This is a genomic window from Nocardioides conyzicola (assembly GCF_039543825.1).
Classification (GTDB): domain Bacteria; phylum Actinomycetota; class Actinomycetes; order Propionibacteriales; family Nocardioidaceae; genus Nocardioides; species Nocardioides conyzicola.
Map to the genome: position 1 here is coordinate 64,349 of NZ_BAABKM010000003.1, position 16,558 is coordinate 80,906.

Sequence of the window (16,558 nt, forward strand, 5' to 3'; positions counted from 1 at the left end):
TCTCCGCCTCACGGGACGGCTCGTTAAAGGATGTCGATCGAGGGCGACCTTACACGTCGTCTCCGACGCCCTGCACGTCGTCCACCCAGGCGCCGTGCTCGCGGCGCGCCCACCGGGACGAGACCCGTCCGGTGCGCATCCCGCGGCGCGCCTCGGGGTCGCGGACCGCATACGCGATGTGCCCGATCACGAGCAGCCCGAGAGCGAGCGCGAACCAGTCGTGCACGAAGGTCGCGCCCGAGCGCCAGGAGAGCCGGACCAGGCCGGTCCAGTACATGAGCGCTCCCGTGCCGAGCAGCACCGCGGTCGAGCCGGTGACCAGCCAGGCGTTGACCTTCTGCCCGGCGTTGAACTTGCCGACCGGGATGGTGCCGTCGCGGCGGTTGCGGCTGCGCAGCCACCGCCAGTCGGCGGGCGTGAACCGGTTGAGGCGGCGTACGTCGGAGCGGTACGCCGCCGACAGGGCACCGGCCAGCATCGGGACCGGCAGGGCGAGTCCGGCCCACACGTGGACGGTCTCCACGAGGTGCCGGTGCCCGACCGCCAGCATCAGCGAGCCGTTGTAGAGGACCAGCGCCGTCACCAGGCAGGTCCCCATCAGGATCCCGAACGTGCGGTGCACCAGCCGCTCGGCCCGATCGAACCGGGGCAGGGACACCGGCGGCTCACTCACCGATGAATCCGTCGAGCGGGTAGCCGCGGTCTTCCCAGTAGCCCGGGTCGTTGTGGCGCACGACCTCGATCCCGGAGAGCCACTTGGTGCTCTTGTAGCCGTACATCGAGCCCGAGTAGACCCGCACCGGCCCGCCGTGGTCGTGCGTCACCGGCTTGCCGTACATCGACAGCGCGACGATCACGTCGTCGGCCCGGGCCTGCTCGAGGGTCATGTTGACCGAGTAGGTGCCGTCGAAGGAGTGGAAGCGGACGCCGACCGCGTCGGCCGTCGGGGCGGCCTGGTCGAGCAGGTCGGCGACCCGGACCCCCGACCACGGCACGTCCGGCACGTGCCAGCCGGTGACGCAGTGGAAGTCGTCGGTGAACGCCGTCTGGTGCAGCGCCTGCAGGTCGGGCAGCCGGTAGGTCGCCGGCTTGTCGACGAGCCCCGAGACCTTGAGCCGGTACGACGTGGCGTCGCGCGGTCGCACGGACCCGGTGACGGAGTAGTAGCGCCAGGTGTTGCCGAGCGGGACCAGCGACGTGAACCCGGTCGGGTCCCGCAGCTGGACCGGTGCCAGCAGCCGGCTCAGCCCACCCTGGACCGAGCTGCCCGTGACGACGCCGACCGCCCCGAGCCCGAGCAGACCTAGGACCACCCGACGCCCGACCGGGGCGCCGTCAGCGCTTGCGCCCACGGATCCCGACCACCGTCACGAGGGCGCCGACCAGCAGCACGACGGGCCCGATGACCGACCACGTCGTCGTCCCGCTCATCGAGCTGCCCTCGAGGACGTCGAACCCCTGCAGGGTCCACAGCAGCCCGAGGAGGACGAGGACCACCCCTGCGACGACCCACAACGGTTTGGCCATGCGACCACTGAACCACGCAGACCCTGAGACCGAGGTTGGTCGTTCTTACGGGGTGGTGACGTCGATGAGCACCTTGCCGATCGCCCCGCCCTCGACCGCGTCCTGGGCGGCCGCCGTCTGCTCCAACGGGTAGTGGTGCAGCGGGACGCCGGCGTCCGCGCCGACCCGGAGCGCGCCCGCCGCCACCGCGGCGTTGACGTCGTCGACCGCCGCCCGCACCAGGTGCTCGTGGAGCGTGTAGAGGATGAGGAACTGGAAGCGCAGGTTCTTCCCGAACGCCGCCCGCAGCGGCATGGTCAGCTCGTCGCCGCCGTTGTTGGCGTAGATGGACACCAGCCCGTGCACCTTGACGACGTCGAGGTCGATGCCGATGTTCTGCGCCGGGGCGACCTCCACCGCGATGTCGACGCCGTCGGGCGCGATCGCCCGGATCTCACTGGTCGCGTCGCCCTCGCGGTAGTTGACGACGTGCTGGGCTCCCGCGGCCCGCGCCAGGTCGGCCTTCTCGTCGCTGCTGACGGTGGTGATCACCGTGGCGCCGGCCCAGCGGGCGAGCTGGATCGCGGCGTTGCCGACCGCGCCTGCTCCCCCGGCGACCAGCACCACCTTCCCGGCGAGCGCGCCGGGCTCGAGACGGGCGGGCCCGTCCTCGCCCGCGGTCAGCGCCCGGTGGGCGGTCACGGCCGGGACGCCCAGGCTGGCGCCGAGGTCGTACGACGCGACGGCGGGCAGCGGCGCGACCCGCCCGACGGGCTGGACCGTGAACTCGGCCGCGGTGCCGTAGGGGCGGCCGTGCTGCGCCAGCACCAGCCAGACGCGGTCGCCCACGGCGTACGACGTGACGTCGGGCCCGACCGCGTCGACGACCCCGGCGCCGTCCTGACCGGGGACGACCTCGTCGTGCCCGGCCATCATCCCGGCGCGGAACTTCCAGTCCGTCGGGTTCACGCCCGACCGGACCAGCCGGACGCGGACCTCACCGGGTCCGGGCTCCGGGAGGTCGCGCTCGACGACCTCCAGCACGGATGACGGACCGGTCTCGCTGTAGACGACGGCGCGCATGCTCTTCCTCTCGGCCGGTTCTGGGTAGTCCTAGGTTGGAAGTAACCCACGACCAGGAGGATCCATGCCCGAGCTGCCATTCCCCGACGACGTCCGCGCACTGCTGACCAGGCCCAACCCCGCAGTGGTGACCACGCTGCGCTCCGACGGCCAGCCGATCTCGGTCGCGACCTGGTACCTCCTCGAGGACGACGACCGGGTGCTCCTCAACATGGACGACAGCCGGGTCCGCCTGAAGCACCTGCGCCGCGACCCCCGGGTGACCCTGACCATCCTGGACGAGAACAGCTGGTACACCCACGTGTCGCTGATCGGCCGTGTCGAGGGGCTCACGCCCGACGACGGCCTGGCCGACATCGACCGGCTGAGCACGCAGTACACCGGCAAGGAGTACCCCGACCGGGAGAGCCCGCGCAGCAGCGCCTGGCTGGTCGTCGAGAAGTGGCACGGCTGGGGCGCCGCCAAGAGCTGAGGCGCGGCTGGGCGGAAATGACGCCGACCCGCCCTCCCGGCCGGGTCGAGCGGCCGGAAGGTGCGGGTCGACGGGTCAGAGGGCGGCGGCCATCCCGGCGCAGGCCTTGAGCCACTGCATCCGGGTGTGCTCCGAGAGCTGGGCGTAGGGCACGACGGAGCCGGCGACCAGGGCGGGGTCGTACGGCACCCGGTAGACCGCGCGGGTGCGCTGCTCGTAGACGCTGACCAGGTCCGCGGCCAGCTTGGCGTCGACGTTGGCGGACGGGTCCGAGAGGACCGTCACGGTCTTGTGCTTCAGGTCCTGGTAGCCGGCGTCCTGCAGCGCGTCGAGCATCCACAGGCCGCTGTAGCCGGTGTCCTCACGGACGGTGGAAGTGACGACCAGCAGGTCGGCGGCACCGGCGGCGGCGAGCCAGTTCTCGGCGCGCATGTTGTTGCCGGTGTCGATCAGGATGATCCGGTAGAAGCGCTCCAGGAGCTTGTGCACCGAGTCGAAGTCCGAGGCCCGGATCGTGCCGGTCACGTCGGGGCGCTCGTCGGAGGCGAGCACGTCGAAGTGGGCGTCGCCCTGCGACCGGACGAACGCACCCAGGTCGCCGATCCTCGACTGGTACACGTCGGTGAAGCGCTCGAGGTCCTCCAGCAGCTCGCGGGTCGTGTTGCGGTGTGCGCTTCGGGTGCCCCGGATGCCGAGCGTGCCCCGGGTCTCGTTGTTGTCCCAGGCGACCACGCCGCCACCGCGCACGGTGCCGAACGTGAAGCCGGCCGCGAGGACGCCGGTGGTCTTGGCGGCGCCGCCCTTCGGGTTGATGAACGCGATCGTGCGCGGGCCGTCGAAGTCGCGCTGGATGACGGAGCGGTCGAGCTCGTAGGCGAGCTCGTCGGCGCCCATCTTCGGCGTGATCAGGCCGCCGCTCCAGCGACGCACCCGGCCGCGCCAGCCCCAGGTCGCCGGCCCGTGCTCCTGCTCGGCGTCGCGGCGGTCGAGGAAGTCGGTCGCCGACATGAAGCGCCGTGGGTCTGCGGCCTGGTCGTCGGTGACCGGCTCGGCCACGGGGGCCGCGTGCTGGGCGACGGGGGCGGTCGGCGGCGCGGGCGGCGGCGGGACGGCCGCGGCTGCCGGCGGAGTGGCTGCGACGGGCGGAGCGGCGGCGGGGGGCGGGGTGGCCGCGGCGGGAGGTGGGGTCGCCGGCGGCGGCGTGGCGGGACGGTACGCCGGCGGCGGGCCCGTCGGCGCCGCGACGGTCGGGGCGACCTCGACGGCGGGCGGCTCGGCGCTCGGGATGGGATCGGTCAGGGGGTCGCCGTACGTGATCGACTCGCGACCACCGGCGCCGCCGTCCTGGGTCTCCCGCCGGGAGGCGTACGCGGCGAAGTCCTCGGGTGTGTAGAGCCGGTCACTGGTGTCGTCGGCGTCGTGTCGCGAGCCCCCGGCGCTCCATGCTTCTTGCGACATCGTTCCTCCCTCAGAGACAGGACCTTCCTGGCTCACGCAGGTACTTCCCCGAAATCCCTGGAGTCACACGCACGATCACAGGTCGGCCAGCGCGGCCGCGATCGCGCGGTGGAAGGTCGGGTAGGCGAAGTGCATCCCGCGCAGCGTCTCGACGGGGATCTCGGCGTGCACGGCGGCGCTGAGCAGGCCCAGCACCTCGCCGCCGTACGGCGCCACGACGGTGCCGCCGACGAGCACGCCCCGGTCGGTGTCGGCCACGACCTTCACGATGCCGTCGGCCTCGTTGATCCAGCCCCGGGCGGACCTCGGGATGTCCGCGTGACCGACGCCGACCGCGACCCCGGCCGCCCGCGCCTGCGCCTCGGTCAGCCCGACCGCGCCGACCTCCGGGTCCGTGAACGTCACCCTGCTGACCGCGTGGTAGTCCGCCACCGGGCCGTCGGCGCCGAGGAGGTCGGCGACGGCGACCTTGGCCTGGTAGAGCGACACATGGGTGAAGGCGCCGCGGCCGGTGATGTCGCCGACCGCCCAGAGCCGGTCGCCGGCCCGCAGGTGTTCGTCGGTCTCGACCTGGTCCTGGGCGGGATCGAGGCCGACGGTCTCCAGCCCGATGTCGTCGAGGTGGGGCTTGCGGCCGACCGCGACCAGCAGGTGCTCGGCGCTCAGCAGCTCACCGCCCACCTCCAGGACGAACCCGCCGTCGTGCTCGACCCGGGTCAGCTCCGCGCCGACGCGCACGTCGACGCCGTCGGCCCGCAGCACGCGCGTCACGACCTCGGCCGCCTCGGGCTCCTCCGGCCCGAGCAGGCGGTCCTCGGCCTCGACCAGGGTCACCCGGCTCCCGAACCGCGCGAACGCCTGCGCCAGCTCGCACCCGATCGGCCCGCCGCCGAGCACCACCAGCGATGCCGGGACCTCACGCACCCGCATCACGTCGCGGTTGGTCCAGTACGGCGTGCCGGCGAGGCCGTCGATCGGCGGCACCGCCGGGGCCGTCCCGCTGTTGAGCACGACGCCCAGCCGCGCGTCGTACGTCGTGCCGTCGACCTCGACCCGGCCGGGGCCGGCCAGCCGACCGTGCCCGCGCACGACCCGGACCCCGGCCTCCTCGAGCGGGCCGGCGTGCTGGTCGTCGTGCCAGTCGTGGTTGGCCTCGCGGATCCGCGCAGCCGCGCGGGCGAGGTCGTCACCCTGCTGCGCCGAGTGGATCAGCAGCTTGGACGGGGTGCAGCCCCAGAACGGGCACTCCCCGCCGACCAGCTCCTGCTCGACCCCGACCACCGTCAGGCCGGCCTCGGCGAGCTTGCGGGCGGCGTACTCTCCCCCGGCGCCGAGGCCGAGCACGACGACGTCGACGTGGTCTTCACTGCTGTCGGGCATGCCGCAACCCTGCCACCGGGTCCTAGCGTGAGAGGTGGCGGGCGCGGGCGAGCGTGAAGAGGCCGTAGCAGAGCAGCCCGACCGCGATCAGGCAGAGCAGGACGGGACCGAAGGGCTGGTCGAGCACCTCGAACAGCGCCTGGTCGAGGCCACCGGACTTCTTCGCGTCGTGGGTGACGGCGGCATAGCCGAAGAGCCCGCCGACGACCACGAACGCGACCCCGCGGGCGGCGTACCCGGCCTTGCCGAAGGCGATGTACGCCGTGCCGGACGTGCCGCTGCGGCCCTCGGAGTCGAGCTTCTCGGCGAACTTCTCGGTCCATGCCTGGACGACCTGGTAGAGGCCGTAGCCGATGATAGCGAGCCCGACGATCGCGACGAGGACCTGCCCCGCCGGCGCGTTCATCAGCCGGGCGGTCATGGTCTCCTGGCCCTTGCTGCCGGAGGTCCCGGCACCGATGGCGACCTTGACGCCGCTGACCCCGATGACGGCGTACACGATGGCCTTGCCGGCCGACGACAGCCTCTTGGCGACCCGCTTGCCGCCGTCCTCGTCGCGATGGCCGAACGCCGCCTCGAGGCCCTGCCAGATCACGAGCAGGAACATGCCGACCGAGACCATCCAGATGAGCACGCTGCCGAACGGCTGCTGCGCGAGCTCCTTCATCGCCCCGCTGCTCGACGGTGCGCCCTCGCGGTCGCCGAGCGCCAGCTGGATCGCGAGCCAGCCGATCATCAGGTAGACGACGCCGTACGCGACCAGCCCGGCGCGGGCCACCCAGTCGACCCAGTCGTGGTCAGGAGAGATCTGCGAGCGCGGACTCGATGGCGCGGTGGAAGGTCGGGTAGGCATAGATCATCGTCCTGAGCGTGTCGACCGGGACCTCCGCGTGGACCGCGACGGCCAGGAAGCCGAGGATCTCGCCCCCGGCCGGTCCCATGGCCGTTGCACCGACCAGGACGCCGCGGTCGGCGTCCTCGACGACCTTGATCACCCCGTGCCCGCCCGGCCCGTGGGTGAAACCGCGCGACGACTCCTCCAGCTTGGTGCTCCCCGTGCGGACCGTCAGGCCGGCGTCGCGAGCCTGCTGCTCGCTCATCCCGACCCCGCCGATCTCGGGATCGGTGAACGTCGCGTGCGGGACGGCGTGGTAGCGGGCGGGCGCCCCGCCCTGGTCGAGCACGTCACGCAGGGCGACCGCCGACTGGTACATCGAGACGTGGGTGAACGCGCCCTTGCCGGTCACGTCGCCGATCGCCCAGATCCCGTCCTGGACGCGCAGGCGCTCGTCGACGTCGAGGGTCCGGGCGTGCGGGTCGAGCCCGACCGTCTCGAGGCCGAGGTCGTCGAGGTTGGGCGTGCGTCCCGCCGCCACCAGCACCTTGTCGGCCCTCAGCTCCTCGCCGGAGTCGAGCGCCAGGGTGAACCCGCCGTCGGCGTACGACGCCCGCTGGAGCTCGACCCCCGTCAGCACCCGGATGCCCTCCTGGACGAACACCTGCTCCAGGAGCTCGGCCGCCTCGGGCTCGTCGGCCGGGACCAGCCGCGGACCGTGCTGGACGATCGTGACGCGGACGCCGAAGCGGCTGAAGACCTGGGCCAGCTCGCAGCCGATCGGGCCGCCGCCGACGACGACCAGCGAGCCCGGCACCTCGGCGACCTGGACGGCGTCGCGGTTGGTCCAGTACGGCGTGTCCGCGAGCCCCTCGACCGGCGGGACCGCGGGCCGGGTGCCGGGGTTGAGGACGACGCCGCGCGCCGTCGCGTACGTGATCACCTCGCCGTCGGCGGTGGTGACCTCGACCCGGCCGGGTCCCGCGAGGCGTCCGACGCCGTGGTGCACGGTGGCGCCGGCGTCCTTCAGCCGGTCGACGGCGATGGTGTCGTCCCAGTGCGTCGTGGCCTGCTCGTCGATGCGCCGGTGCACCACGGACCACGCGGGCGCGATCGTGGCCTCGCCCGCGACCTCCGCGGCCCGGCGTACCTCGGCGACGACGTCGCTGCCCCGCACCATCATCTTGGTCGGGATGCACCCGTAGTAGGGGCACTCGCCGCCCACCAGGTGCTTGTCGACGGCGACGACCCGCAGGCCCGCCTTCGCGGCACCGGTGGCCAGCGCCTCCCCTCCCGGTCCGGTGCCGATGACGACCAGGTCAACCTCGTGCTCGCTCATGCCCCCATCGTTGCGGGTGCGTCAAGCGGCTGCGGGTTTCACCGGTCAGCAGCCGAATCCCGCACGACACGCCGCGGGCGATCGGCGTGTCGTGAGGGTTTCGGCGGCCAGCCGGTGAAACCCGCAGGCTCAGACCAGGGACGCCTTGTTGCGCTGCACGGCGCCGAGGACGCCGTTGACGAAGTGCGGCGACTCGTCGGTCGACAGGTCGGTGACCAGGGCCATCGCCTCGCTGATCGCCACGCTGTCGGGGACGTCGGCGGCGTAGAGCAGCTCCCAGACGCCGAGGCGCAGGACGTTGCGGTCGACGGCCGGCATCCGCTGGAGGGTCCAGCCCTCGGCGTACTGCGACAGCACCTCGTCGATGTGGTCGCGGTGCTCCTCGACCCCCCGCACCAGGACGGCGGTGTAGTCGTTGGTCGGCCCCTCGCCGTCGGCGATCGCGGTCTCCAGCGCCGTGGTCGCGGACTCGCCGCGGACGTCGGAGGCGAAGAGCACGTCGAGCGCGCGCTTGCGGGCCTTGGAGCGAGCCGACATCAGCCCTTCACGCGCCCCATGTACGACGAGTCGCGGGTGTCGACCTTGATCTTCTCGCCCTGGTTGATGAAGAGCGGGACCTGGATCTCGTGACCGGTCTCGAGGGTCGCCGGCTTGGTGCGGCCGGTGGCGGAGTCGCCGGCGAGGCCGGGCTCCGTGAAGGTCACGACCAGCTCGACCGAGGCCGGGAGCTCGATGAAGAGCACGCGGCCCTCGTTGGTGGCCACGACGGCCTCCTGGTTCTCCAGGAGGAAGTTGGCGTTGCCGCCGACGATCTCGGGCGTGATCTCGATCTGCTCGTAGTCGGAGACGTCCATGAAGACGAACGACGAGCCGTCGTTGTAGAGGTACTGCATGGTGCGGCGGTCGACCGTGGCGGTCTCGACCTTGGTGCCGGCGTTGAAGGTCTTGTCGACGGTCTTGTTGGACTCGACGTTCTTCAGCTTGGTGCGCACGAACGCGGGGCCCTTGCCCGGCTTCACGTGCTGGAACTCGATGACGGCCCAGAGCTGGCCTTCGATGTTGAGAACCATGCCGTTCTTGAGGTCGTTCGTCGTTGCCATGCGCGCGTGCCAGCCTTCGTACGTCGGGTGGGTTCGTGGGGTCGCCCAGCGAATGGGCACCAGCGGAGGAGTCTATCGGCTGGCGCGTCGCCCGACAGAATCCCCTACCCCAGGTGCCACACGATCTTGACGGTCACCGACGCCTCGTCGCGCCCGGCACGGATCGGCACCGAGGACGCGTTGAAGGCCCGGCCCGGCATGTCCGCCGACTGCGGCTCCGGGGTCGGCAGGGGCTCCGCTCCGACCTCGCTGATCGTCACGACGTCCCCGAGGTCCTCACCGGACGCGGCGGCGTACTGCTCCGCCTTCGCCCGGGCCTCTTCGACGGCCGCGTCGCGCGCCCGCTTCATGACGGCGTCCGTGTCGCCGACGAGCAGACGGAGGTCGTCGACGCGTACGTCGTTGCCGCCCGCGGCCACGGCTGCCGTGACGGCGCCACCGGCCCTCTTCAGGTCGTCGACCAGGACCCGGGCGCGCTCGGAGACGCGGTAGCCGCGCAGCACGGGGTCGCCGTACCTCGGGTAGTCGTAGACCGGGTCCATCGACAGACCCGTGGTCTGCACGTCGGCCTTCTCGACGCCGTACTTCTTCAGCGACGCCAGCACCCGCGACATCGACTGGTTGGCCGCGGCCAGGGCGTCATCCAGGTCGGGCCGGGTCAGGTGGACCCCGAGGGCGAACGAGAGCTGGTCCGGCACGGCACCGGCCTCACCGGTGCCGGTCATCGTCAGCTGGCGCGGCGTCGGTTGCTCGGCCTGCGGGCTCGTGTCGGCGGCGACGGCCGGCGTGGTGCCGCCCGAGCTCCCGAGCAGGTACGCCACGACGAGCGCGACGAGGACCAGCAGGCCGATGACGAAGGAGCGGACGCTGAGGGTGATGTCGCCGTTCATGGTGGGTCGGACGGCGCCGGGACGCGTCCGGTTCCCGGTCAGGAGCGGGCGATGACCTCGAGCGCCATCCGGTAGCCGTCGATGCCGTGGCCCGCGACCACCTCGACGGCGTACGGCGTGACCACGGAGGTGTGCCGGAACTCCTCGGGACGCTGGTGCGGGTCGGAGATGTGCACCTCAACCAAGGGGGCGACCAGCTGGGCGCAGGCGTCGAAGATCGCGTACGAGTAGTGCGTCCACGCGGCCGCGTTGAGGACGACCGGGTGGGCGTCGTCGGCGGCGGCGTTGAGCCAGTCGAGCATCTCGCCCTCGTGGTTGGTCTGCCGCACCTCGACCTCGAGCCCGAGGTCGCGCCCCCAGCCGACGCAGAGGTCGGCGAGCTCGGCATGGGTGGTGCTGCCGTAGATCTCGGGCTGCCGGCGACCGAGCCGGCCGAGGTTGGGTCCGTTGAGGACCAGCACCTTCGTCATGACGCGCCCCCGATCGCGGCGTACGCCGCCCGCAGGTCGTCCTCGGCCGGGCCGGCGAGCACGGTCGGCCGGGCCAGGTCGGACAGCACGACGAGGCGCAGCAGGTTGCCGCGCGACTTCTTGTCGACCTTCATCGCGGCGTGCAGCGTCTCGAAGGTCGCGCCGTCGTACGTCGTGGGCAGGCCGACCCGCGCGAACGCGATGTGGTGCCGGGCGACGACGTCGGGCGCCAGGAGGCCGGCTCGACCGGCGACCTCGGCGACGAAGACGCACCCGATGGCGACGGCCTCCCCGTGGCGGACGGCGTAGTCCTCGGTGCGCTCGATCGCGTGCGCGAGGGTGTGCCCGTAGTTGAGCGCCTCGCGACCGGGATGACCGTCGGTGCCGCCGGTCTCCTTCAGGTCGGCGGCGACGACGTCGGCCTTGACCTGGATCGCCCGCTCGACGAGCTCGCGCAGCACCGGGGAGTCGGCGGTCAGGTCGGCCGGGTCCGTGGTCTCGACCAGGTCCAGGATCGCCGGGTCGGCGATGAAGCCGCACTTGATCACCTCGCCCAGCCCCGCGACCAGCTCGGCGCGCGGGAGGGTGGTCAGGGTGGCCAGGTCGCAGAGCACCCCGGTGGGCTCGTGGAAGGAGCCGACGAGGTTCTTGCCGGCACCGGTGTTGATGCCGGTCTTGCCGCCGACCGCCGCGTCGACCATCGCCAGCAGCGTCGTCGGGACGTGCACGACCTTGACGCCCCGCAACCAGGTGGCCGCGACGAACCCGCCGAGGTCGGTCGTCGCGCCACCACCGAAGGTGACCACGGCGTCGGAGCGGGTGAACCCGGCCTCGCCGAGGACCTCCCAGCAGCCGGCCGCGACGGTCGCCGTCTTGGCGCTCTCGCCGTTCGGGATCTCGATGCCGATGACGTCGTAGTGCTGCTCGAGCGCGGCGATGAGCGCGTCCGCGGCCAGGCCCTCCGGGTGCACCACGGCCACCCGGGTGACGCCGTCGCCGAGCAGCGCCGGCAGCCTGTCGGCCACGCCGTGACCGACCACGACGTCGTACGGCGCCGGGCCGCTGACCCGGATGACGGTCTCGGTCGTCGGCTCGCTCATGCCCGCGCTCCCAGCGCGGCGACGATCTCGTCGGCGACGTCGTCGGGCTCGCGCCCGTCGGTCTCGACCGCCAGCGTGGCGACGGACTCGTAGATCGGGGTGCGCTCGTCCAGCAGGGCCTTGATCCGGCCGCGGACGTTGCCGAGCAGCAGGGGCCGCGACGTGCCGAGGCCGACCCGCTTGACGGCGTCGGAGAGACCCACACGGAGGAAGACGACGTCGTGGCCCGCGAGCAGCGCTCGCGTGTCCGGGTCGAGCACCGCTCCCCCGCCCAGCGCGAGCACGCCGTCGTGGGTCGCCAGCGCCTCCGCGACGGCGGCGCGCTCGAGCGCGCGGAAGACCTCCTCGCCCTCGTCGACGAAGATCTCGGAGATCGCGCGCCCGGCGGTCGCCTCGACGTCGTGGTCGGTGTCACGCACGGACGTGCCGAGGCGCGCCGCGAGCAGGCCACCGACCGTGGTCTTGCCGGAGCCCATCGGCCCGATCAGCACGATCATCGGTAGCGCAGGTGGTCGAGGTAGGACTCGGCGTTGCGCCGCGTCTCCTGGACCGAGTCGCCGCCGAACTTCTCCAGCACCGCCTCGGCGATCACCAGCGCCACCATGGCCTCCGCGACGATGCCGGCCGCCGGGACGGCGCAGACGTCGGACCGCTGGTGGTGCGCGACGCCGGCCTCGCCGGTGGCGAGGTCGACGGTGCGCAGCGCCCGCGGCACGGTGGCGATGGGCTTCATCGCGGCCCGGACCCGCAGGATCTCGCCCGTGGTCATGCCGCCCTCGGTGCCGCCGGACCGGCCGCTCACCCGGCGGATGCCCTCGGGGGTCGGCACGATCTCGTCGTGCGCGAGCGAGCCCGGGGTGGCGGCGATCTCGAAGCCGTCACCGACCTCGACGCCCTTGATCGCCTGGATGCCCATCAGCGCGCCGGCGAGGCGCGAGTCGAGGCGGCGGTCCCAGTGCACGTGCGAGCCGAGGCCCGGCGGGAGCCCGTGCACCACGACCTCCACGACGCCGCCGAGGGTGTCGCCGTCCTTGTGCGCCTGGTCGATGCGCTCGACCATCAGCTTGCTGGTGTCGGGGTCGAGGCAGCGCACCTCGTCGTCGTCGAGCCGGGCCACGTCGTCGGGCTCCGGCCAGGAGCCGGCAGGCGCGCGGATGCCGCCGAGCTCGATCACGTGGGAGACGATCCGCGCGCCGACGGCCTGCTCCACGAAGTTGCTCGCGACCCGGCCCAGCGCCACCCGGGCTGCGGTCTCACGAGCGGAGGCACGCTCGAGGATCGGCCGGGCGTCGTCGAAGTCGTACTTCTGCATACCGGCCAGGTCGGCGTGGCCGGGACGCGGGCGGGTCAACGGGACGTTGCGGGCCATCGACGCGAGCTCGTCGAGGTCGACCGGGTCGGCCGACATCACCTTCTCCCACTTGGGCCACTCGGTGTTGCCGACCTGGATCGCGACCGGGCCGCCCTGGGTCCGGCCGTGCCGGACGCCGCCGACCAGGGTCACCTGGTCCTGCTCGAACTTCATCCGGGCGCCGCGGCCGTAGCCGAGGCGGCGCCGGGCGAGGGCGTCGGCGATGTCGTCGGACGTCACCTGGACATGGGCAGGGAGCCCCTCGAGGATCGCGACCAGGGAGGGGCCGTGGGACTCGCCCGCGGTGAGCCAGCGCAGCATGGGAGCAGTGTTTCACGGCCCGTACGTCAGTCCTGCGGGGTCACCCCCCGACGAGATGGCTCCAGGTGGAGGGACCGAGCGCGACCCCCGCCAGGACCCCGCCCAGCAGGAACGGCCCGAAGGGCAGCGGGGTGCGCAGCACGGACCGGTCGCGACGGGCGCCGGCGCGGAGCACCCCGATCACCGCGAAGACCAGGAAGCCGCCGTACACGCCCACGACCAGGGCCCCCCAGCCGACGTACCCGAGCACGAGACCGACCACGGCGGAGAGCCGCACGTCGCCGTACCCCATCCCGGACGGGTAGATCCACCAGAGCACGTGGAAGAACGCGAAGACCGCGACCCCGCCGACCACGGCGTGCAGGAAGGCCCGAGGTTCGCCGTCCGCCAGGGCGGCGACGGCCGCGAGCACCGCCGTGACGGCCAGGGTCGGCCAGATCAGCCGGGTCGGCAGCAGGTGCGTGCGCAGGTCGATGAAGGCGAGCGCGACCCCGACCGGCACCAGGGGCAGCAGGAAGAGCAGCGGCCAGTCCAGCCCGACGGCGCCACCGAGCACGGCGCCGGACAGGGCGGCGACGACGGCCGCCCGCCACGCCAGTCCGGGCAGCGCGGCGACCGAGGCGTAGCGCGGGTCGCGCATCCGCGCGATCAGCGCCGGCACCCCGGCCCCGGCGGCGCCACACACCGCCGCTCCGAGGAGGGCGCCGACGGGATCGACGGTCATGGGGCTGCGTGCCTGGCCACGAGCGCAGCCTCGCCGGCGGCCCTCATCGCGGCCAGCGGGCCGGGTACGTCGGTGAACAGCTCGAACTGCAGCACCGCCTGGTGGACCAGCAGGTCGAGGCCGGAGACCAGGACCCGGTCCCCCGCGGCGGCGGCGATCGGGGTGGGCCACGGGTCGTAGATGACCTCGAAGAGCACCGGGACGCCCGCGCACCGGGCGACCAGTGCGTCGTCCTGGGCACCGGCCGGGATCGTCGACACCACGACGTCGCCCAGCACCTCACCATCCGCGAGCGAGCCGACCTCCACGTCCGGCCCTGCCGGGTGCGCCGCGATCGCGGCCGCCGCCTCGCCGGCCCGGTCGGGCGTGCGCACCAGCAGCCGCACGGACGTCGCGCCCAGGTCGACCATCGCCAGGCCGGTCGACGCCGCCGTCGCTCCCCCGCCCAGCACCGTGGCGGCGCGCACCGGGCCGTCGTACCGCTCCCGCACGGCCGCGGCGGCGCCGGGCAGGTCGGTGTTGTCGGCCAGCACGACGTCGCCGTCGCGGAGGACGAGCGTGTTCGCCGCTCCGGCGAGCGCCGCGCGGGCGGTGACCGAGCGGGCCAGTCCCAGCGCCTTCCGCTTCAGCGGCATCGTCAGGGACAGCCCGCGCCATCCGGCGTCGAGGCCCCGGACGAAGTCCGTGAAGCCGTCCTCGGGCACCCGCACCGCGTCGTACTCCCAGTCGAGACCGACCGCGGCGTAGCCGGCGCGGTGCAGCACCGGGGACAACGAGTGCGCGATCGGGTCACCGAGCACGGCGCAGCGGGCGAGCATCAGGTCGTCCTCGTCCGTGGCTGGTCCGTCAGCACCGGTCCGAGGTCTCGCAGTAGTCCTTGTACATCGCCTGGCCCTCGAGGAAGCCGTCGTAGTCCTCGTAGAAGCGGGTCTCGCCCGTCGCCAGGTTGACCGTGACGTAGTAGTACCAAGGTCCCTCGGCCGGCTTGAGCGCCGCGGCGATGGCGTCGTCGCCCGGCGACTCGATGGGACCGGGCGGCAGGCCGATGACGTTGAGCCGGGTGTTGTACGGCGTGGGCGTGTCCAGCTGCTCCTGGGTCAGCTCGGTCGACCCGGGCGAGAGGCCCAGCCCGAACGCGACCGTGGCGTCGATCTGCAGCTTGCCGTTGGTGCCGCCCTTGTCGCCGGGGCCCTCGAGCCGGTTGTAGATGACGCGCGCGATCTTGGGCATGTCCTTGCCGCGCCCCTCGGCCTGCACCAGGCTCGCGATGGTCATGATCTCCTGCGGCGTGTAGCCGAGCGCCTCGCTCTGGGCCTCGAGGTCGGCGTCGTCCGCCGCCTGACGCCAGCGGGTGACCATCGCCTTGAGCATCGACGCCGGCGTCGCGTCCGGGCCGAAGTCGTAGGTCGCCGGGAAGAGGTAGCCCTCCGGGTCGCCCTTGGCGTAGTCGGGGAGGCCGAGCTTGCCGGGGTTGTCGAGCACCTTGGTGAAGGCGGCCTTCGAGAACTTCGTCTTCTTGGCCAGGATCGCGACCGTGTCGGAGACCCGCAGGCCCTCGGGGATGGTGACCGTGTCCTTCACCATGTTGCCCGGGTCGACGAGGACCTCGATGACGTCCGCGGCCGCCATCTCCTTCTTGAGCGGGAAGTAGCCGGCCTGGATCTTGTTGGACTCCGGGTTGCCGTTGGCGGCGTCGATGAAGGCCTGCACCGAGGCCACCACGCCCTTGGCCTTGAGGTTGCGGCCCATCGCCGCCACCGTGTCGCCCTTCTTGACCTGGAAGGTGACGTCGCCGCTGCCGGGGCCGGGGAAGTCGTCCGCGGACGAGAACTGGTCGCCGATCTTGTCGACGCCCCAGGTGATGACGAAGTAGGCGCCACCCGCGACGATGGCGAGCGCCACCAGGACGGCGATGCAGCCCGGCAGGCTGCGGCGGCGGCTGCCGCGCCGGCGTCCGCCCCCGTCGTACGGCGTGGCGTCGTACCCGTCCTCGGACTCGTCGTCCAGGATCCCCGGGGCCTCGTGGTCCGCGTCGTACTCGTCCGTCATCGCATCTCCTCGAGGGTCTCCCCGGGCGCGGTCCCCGTCGCGCGCTCGGTGTCCAGTGCATGTTGCAGGATCAGGACGGCGGCGGCCTGGTCGACCACGGCGCGCCGCTTGCTCCCCCTCCGACCCTGGTCGCGCAGCATAGCCTCCGCCGACACCGTGGTCATGCGCTCGTCGACGAGTCGCACCGGCACCGGCGCCACCCGGCGCGCGAGGGCGTCTGCGAACTCGCGGACCTTGACCGCCGCCGGACCCTCGCGACCAGAGAGGGACCGCGGCAGGCCGACGACGACCTCGACCACCGTCGACTCCTCCTGCTCCGCCGCCAGGATCTTGGCGATCCGGGCCAGGTCGCCCTTGCCCCGGCGCACCGTCTCCACCGGGCTCGCGAGGAAGCCCGACGGGTCGCTGCGCGCGACCCCGATCCGGGCGTCACCGGGGTCGATCCCGATCCGTACGCCGTGGCGCATGTCGTGTCGGTCC

20 protein-coding genes are annotated in these 16,558 nt (G+C 72.7%); 1 reads left to right on the forward strand and 19 read right to left on the reverse strand.

Translation table 11 applies throughout. The features are described from left to right. Window positions 1-49 precede the first annotated feature (49 nt). From ABEA34_RS18150 to ABEA34_RS18165, 4 genes are read right to left on the reverse strand one after another with little or no spacing between them, the layout of a single operon-like run. Window positions 50-673, reverse strand: coding sequence for a cytochrome b/b6 domain-containing protein (locus ABEA34_RS18150; RefSeq protein ID WP_345522892.1), 624 nt, complete (start codon window positions 671-673; stop codon window positions 50-52). Continuing rightward, window positions 666-1,352, reverse strand: coding sequence for a molybdopterin-dependent oxidoreductase (locus ABEA34_RS18155; RefSeq protein ID WP_345522893.1), 687 nt, complete (start codon window positions 1,350-1,352; stop codon window positions 666-668). The genes ABEA34_RS18150 and ABEA34_RS18155 overlap by 8 nt, the downstream gene beginning before the upstream one ends. Next, window positions 1,336-1,527 carry a hypothetical protein gene (locus ABEA34_RS18160; protein WP_345522894.1) on the reverse strand — a complete coding sequence of 64 codons (192 nt, stop codon included), beginning with the start codon at window positions 1,525-1,527 and terminating at the stop codon, window positions 1,336-1,338. Before ABEA34_RS18160 ends, ABEA34_RS18155 begins: the two co-directional genes overlap by 17 nt. Before the next feature lie 45 nt (window positions 1,528-1,572). Next, window positions 1,573-2,589, reverse strand: a complete 1,017-nt coding sequence (locus ABEA34_RS18165) for an NADPH:quinone reductase (RefSeq protein WP_345522895.1) — start codon at window positions 2,587-2,589, stop codon at window positions 1,573-1,575. 64 nt (window positions 2,590-2,653) lie between these two features. Here ABEA34_RS18165 and ABEA34_RS18170 point away from each other — a divergent pair, with 64 nt between their 5' ends. Next, on the forward strand, window positions 2,654-3,061 hold the full coding sequence (locus ABEA34_RS18170; protein WP_345522896.1) for a PPOX class F420-dependent oxidoreductase: 408 nt from the start codon (window positions 2,654-2,656) through the stop codon (window positions 3,059-3,061). Window positions 3,062-3,136: 75 nt separating this feature from the next. On the opposite strand, the gene ABEA34_RS18175 is transcribed toward ABEA34_RS18170, so the two are convergent. The 15 genes from ABEA34_RS18175 to ruvX all read right to left on the reverse strand — a co-directional run bounded on the left by ABEA34_RS18175 (window position 3,137) and on the right by ruvX (window position 16,545). Continuing rightward, complete coding sequence (locus tag ABEA34_RS18175) at window positions 3,137-4,519, reverse strand: MinD/ParA family ATP-binding protein (protein WP_345522897.1); 1,383 nt, start codon at window positions 4,517-4,519, stop codon at window positions 3,137-3,139. Window positions 4,520-4,594: 75 nt separating this feature from the next. Continuing rightward, window positions 4,595-5,899: a dihydrolipoyl dehydrogenase family protein gene (locus ABEA34_RS18180; protein ID WP_345522898.1), complete on the reverse strand. Its 1,305-nt coding sequence runs from the start codon at window positions 5,897-5,899 to the stop codon at window positions 4,595-4,597. A 22-nt stretch (window positions 5,900-5,921) separates the two neighbouring features. Continuing rightward, window positions 5,922-6,752: a DUF1206 domain-containing protein gene (locus ABEA34_RS18185; protein WP_345522899.1), complete on the reverse strand. Its 831-nt coding sequence runs from the start codon at window positions 6,750-6,752 to the stop codon at window positions 5,922-5,924. Continuing rightward, window positions 6,697-8,073 (reverse strand): dihydrolipoyl dehydrogenase family protein, encoded by a 1,377-nt coding sequence (locus tag ABEA34_RS18190; protein WP_345522900.1) that lies wholly within the window; start codon window positions 8,071-8,073, stop codon window positions 6,697-6,699. The genes ABEA34_RS18185 and ABEA34_RS18190 overlap by 56 nt, the downstream gene beginning before the upstream one ends. 129 nt (window positions 8,074-8,202) lie before the next feature. Then, window positions 8,203-8,610, reverse strand: coding sequence for a transcription antitermination factor NusB (gene nusB / locus ABEA34_RS18195; RefSeq protein ID WP_345522901.1), 408 nt, complete (start codon window positions 8,608-8,610; stop codon window positions 8,203-8,205). Continuing rightward, the gene (gene efp, locus ABEA34_RS18200) at window positions 8,610-9,173 is read right to left on the reverse strand and encodes an elongation factor P (RefSeq protein WP_345522902.1); all 564 of its coding nucleotides are present in this window, start codon (window positions 9,171-9,173) and stop codon (window positions 8,610-8,612) included. Before efp ends, nusB begins: the two co-directional genes overlap by 1 nt. A gap of 104 nt (window positions 9,174-9,277) precedes the next feature. Then, on the reverse strand, window positions 9,278-10,063 hold the full coding sequence (locus ABEA34_RS18205) for an SIMPL domain-containing protein (RefSeq protein ID WP_345522903.1): 786 nt from the start codon (window positions 10,061-10,063) through the stop codon (window positions 9,278-9,280). Between the two features lie 38 nt (window positions 10,064-10,101). Next, on the reverse strand, window positions 10,102-10,533 hold the full coding sequence (locus ABEA34_RS18210; RefSeq protein ID WP_345522904.1) for a type II 3-dehydroquinate dehydratase: 432 nt from the start codon (window positions 10,531-10,533) through the stop codon (window positions 10,102-10,104). After that, the gene (aroB, locus tag ABEA34_RS18215) at window positions 10,530-11,633 is read right to left on the reverse strand and encodes a 3-dehydroquinate synthase (protein WP_345522905.1); all 1,104 of its coding nucleotides are present in this window, start codon (window positions 11,631-11,633) and stop codon (window positions 10,530-10,532) included. Before aroB ends, ABEA34_RS18210 begins: the two co-directional genes overlap by 4 nt. Beyond that, window positions 11,630-12,130 carry a shikimate kinase gene (locus ABEA34_RS18220; RefSeq protein ID WP_345522906.1) on the reverse strand — a complete coding sequence of 167 codons (501 nt, stop codon included), beginning with the start codon at window positions 12,128-12,130 and terminating at the stop codon, window positions 11,630-11,632. Before ABEA34_RS18220 ends, aroB begins: the two co-directional genes overlap by 4 nt. Continuing rightward, complete coding sequence (gene aroC, locus ABEA34_RS18225) at window positions 12,127-13,305, reverse strand: chorismate synthase (protein WP_345522907.1); 1,179 nt, start codon at window positions 13,303-13,305, stop codon at window positions 12,127-12,129. The genes ABEA34_RS18220 and aroC overlap by 4 nt, the downstream gene beginning before the upstream one ends. A gap of 40 nt (window positions 13,306-13,345) precedes the next feature. Continuing rightward, window positions 13,346-14,029 (reverse strand): prepilin peptidase, encoded by a 684-nt coding sequence (locus tag ABEA34_RS18230; protein WP_345522908.1) that lies wholly within the window; start codon window positions 14,027-14,029, stop codon window positions 13,346-13,348. Further along, window positions 14,026-14,847, reverse strand: a complete 822-nt coding sequence (locus tag ABEA34_RS18235; RefSeq protein ID WP_345522909.1) for a shikimate dehydrogenase — start codon at window positions 14,845-14,847, stop codon at window positions 14,026-14,028. The genes ABEA34_RS18230 and ABEA34_RS18235 overlap by 4 nt, the downstream gene beginning before the upstream one ends. A gap of 28 nt (window positions 14,848-14,875) precedes the next feature. Next, window positions 14,876-16,078, reverse strand: a complete 1,203-nt coding sequence (gene mltG, locus ABEA34_RS18240) for an endolytic transglycosylase MltG (RefSeq protein ID WP_345522910.1) — start codon at window positions 16,076-16,078, stop codon at window positions 14,876-14,878. After that, a complete protein-coding gene (gene ruvX / locus ABEA34_RS18245) occupies window positions 16,075-16,545 on the reverse strand; it encodes a Holliday junction resolvase RuvX (protein WP_345522911.1) in 471 nt (156 codons plus the stop codon). The genes mltG and ruvX overlap by 4 nt, the downstream gene beginning before the upstream one ends. Window positions 16,546-16,558 lie beyond the last annotated feature (13 nt).